Annotated in this window: 1 protein-coding gene and 1 pseudogene; both read left to right on the forward strand. The window is 39.3% G+C overall.

Annotation, left to right across the window (positions count from 1 at the left end; genetic code table 11):
- Positions 1–1,001 precede the first annotated feature (1,001 nt).
- Positions 1,002–1,127: pseudogene (locus tag F6K49_RS37735) on the forward strand (IS1 family transposase); the annotation flags it as partial.
- Between the two features lie 152 nt (positions 1,128–1,279).
- Positions 1,280–3,100 (forward strand): fatty acyl-AMP ligase, encoded by a 1,821-nt coding sequence (locus tag F6K49_RS37740; protein ID WP_293105316.1) that lies wholly within the window; start codon positions 1,280–1,282, stop codon positions 3,098–3,100.
- Positions 3,101–3,436 lie beyond the last annotated feature (336 nt).

Here is a 3,436-nt window from a genome sequence, read left to right on the forward strand (position 1 = left end):
TTCAGGGTTAACTCCTTTCTATTTTACTACTGTAATGGTATTCAAAACAACTTTGTTGATTAGTTTTTTTACTGATACAAAGTATTACCAATCAGTAGTTTAACAGAACCTATTCTGAAAATCACTTTCTTAGTGTAACATTTTGTTAAGCTGTTCAGCCTCTATGTTCTGACGGGGTAACGAAACAGGGTCAAATGCTTGCTATGAAAAGCTTGTATAATTTTGTGGTAAAAACAGGTAAGTCTTTGATTACCAGAAAACCTAACTGTTAACAAATTGCTCCATATTATACCAACTAAAAAGTAAATTTACTTTAGCCGAATATATTTTTTTTCTTAAAAATTTGGGCTATTCAGGCTTTGCGGTGATAAGGCAAGCTTATATCACGTAATTCCACCAGTTCCAGCCACGTTTATTTTCTAGATGGTGCTTTTTGATACTTTTTTAACCACAGGTACGGAAGAGCCCAAATTTGCTTCTTCCGTACCTGTTATGCTAAACTAAGCAGGTGCAAAAAATTAATTGCACATTTAATGAAACTCAAACCCTTGCAATGTAAGGGTTACAGAGATCCAGAGTAGGTAATTAATTGGTAGTGATAAACATGTAGTGATACAACATTGCCTTTAAGCAGGTGCAAAAAATTAATTGCACATTTTCCAAAACTCAAAGCTTTACACTGTAGCAGTCTTTCCCTCCAGTGGTTCGACAATGTGCTGTGTGTTATACAGATTTTTGGGAAGCTTATAAAAGCGATGCAGCGCGGTCTTGGGGAGGCAGCGCGGTCTTGGGGGTCTCCCCCATGAGCGACTGCCGTGGTTTCCCCCATGAGCGACTGCATCAAGAACAGTAATACGACAAAAGCAATGCAGAGGTGCGACCCGTGGCGAATTTAATTACGGGTCAAAAGCACCATTACGGTCTTGGGGAGGCAGTGCGGTCTTGGGGGTTTCCCCCATGAGCGACTGCCGTGGTTCCCCCACTCGCGTTTTGCATCAAGACAGCGTCATAAACAAGTAGCAAAAAAAACTGGTAAAACTAATCATATTGAAAGATTAAATAATACCTGAAGACAAAGGATTAGTCGTCTGGTAATAAAAACTTTGTCATTTTCCAAAAAATTATAAAATCACTTAGGAACTATGCTGAAATTTTCAGATTTTTGAGCGCTGAGGCGGTTTTTGGCGTTTGTTTATAGTTTGCTCCTATCCCTTTAGTCTAAACTCCAGTAACGCCGAAAATTCAGAAATTGATGGATGATTAATGAAGGACAAATTTTATGAATACTAATAAAAAATTTACCTCTTTGATAGACCTGCTATGTTATAGAGGAACAAATGAACCGAACCAAAAAGCTTATACCTTTATTTCTAATGGAAAAACAGAGACAGCCAGCTTGACTTATGGAGAATTGGAAAAGCGGTCACGAGCAATCGCAGCTCAGCTTCAGGAGATGGGGGTAACCAGGGGGGAACGAGCATTGCTGCTCTATTCACAGCCTCTAGATTTCATTTGTGCTTTCTTTGGATGTTTATATGCAGGAGTCATTGCTATTCCGGCTCCTCCACCTGATGCAATTCGATTGAAGCGAACTCTGCCTCGACTTCAAGCTTGTGTTAAAGATGCCCAAGTTTCTCTAGTGCTGACTACATCTCAAATTTCTTCTCAGTTCCCAAGTGAATGGCAAAAAGACTTTGGGTATAATAATATGTTGTTATGGTTGTTTACTGAGGAGATATCAGAGCAACTAGCAAACCAATGGCAAGAATTAAAAATTAATCTAGATGCCATAGCTTATTTACAATATACTTCTGGTTCTACATCTACGCCGAAAGGAGTTGTAGTGACCCATAACAATGTAATGCACCATTCTGCCTATATCAAGCAAGCATGGAACTACACTTCAGATAGTATTGCTGCCACTTGGATGCCTTACTTCCATGATTATGGTTTGATTGATGGACTTATACAGCCTATTTATTCTGGTATTACTTGTTACGTAATGTCACCATTGACATTTGTTAGAAGACCGACCTGCTGGCTAGAGGTTATTTCTAAGTATAAGGTAACCCATAGCCAAAGTCCAAACTTTGGCTATGACTACTGTGTTCGTCAAGTTACATCAGAACAATTAACTAATTTAGATCTTAGGAGTTGGAAAACAGCTAGTAATGGAGCAGAGCCAATTCGTAAAGACACTATAGAAAAATTTATTAAAACATTTGAACCTTGTGGGTTCCGTGCCACAGCTTTTTTTCCAGCTTATGGTCTTGCAGAAGCAACTTTGTTAGTTGCTACCAAGTCTCATAATGATGTGCCTGAAATTGCATCAATTGCTGCATCAGCACTAGAGAAAAATCAGATTGTTGAGTGCGATGGGAATCAAAAGGGAACTCGATATGTGGTTAGTTGTGGTTTCCCGATTTGTGGAATAAAAGTAATTATCGTCAATCTCAATACTTTAACTAGGTGTGCGTCAGATGAAGTTGGCGAAATTTGGGTATCAGATTTAAGTGTTGCTCAAGGTTATTGGAATAGACCAGAAGAAACAAAGCATACATTTGAGGCATATCTAGCAGATACTGGTGAAGGTCCATTTCTACGTACTGGTGACTTGGGGTTCATCAAGAATGGTCAGCTGTTTGTCACTGGGCGCTTGAAGGATGTAATCATCATTCGAGGTCAAAATCATTATCCTCAGGATATTGAATTTACGGTTGAACAGAGCCACCCAGCACTGCGTAAAAATTCTGAGGCAGCATTTGGGGTTGAGGTAGATGGCGAAGAGAAATTAGTCGTTGTTCAGGAGGTGGAGCGAAGTTGGCTGCGAAAACTGGATTTCGATGAAGTAAATGGAGATATTCGTCAGGCTTTGATGGAGCAACACGAACTACAGGTTTATGCAATAGCATTGATCCAACCAGGTAGCATTCCTAAAACTTCAAGTGGCAAGATAATGCGTCAAGCTTGTCGGATTAAGTTTCTAGAGGGAACTTTGGAAGTTATAAATTCGGGTGGTGGTAATCCAGAACACTTAAGAAGACTAACTGTTATGAGTGTTATGAGGGCAACTCCAAAAAATGGGGCGCATCTGGGGTAGGGACCAGGGCAAACGCATCTAAAATTAAATTGACAAGTAAGCAAAAATATGGTAAATAAACATCTGGTTAAGTTGAGCACCAAATATGAGGCTGGCAAAATCATCGTCTCTATCTAGCCTTAGTTGCTGAATTTCGGTATTGATTGGTTTTTTATTTTGCCTTCAACCTTCAACCTTCAACCTTAAACCTTCAACTTTAAACCTTCAAACTTCTGGACTTGGTGATGAATCACTAGATTTGACATCCAACCAAGCTCGGATTTCTTCAACTAACCAATTCAATTCAGCTTCTGGTAATTGTTCGCCAAAGATGTAAGTTTGGGATTTTTGACCAAA

Source organism: Moorena sp. SIO3I6 (assembly GCF_010672095.1).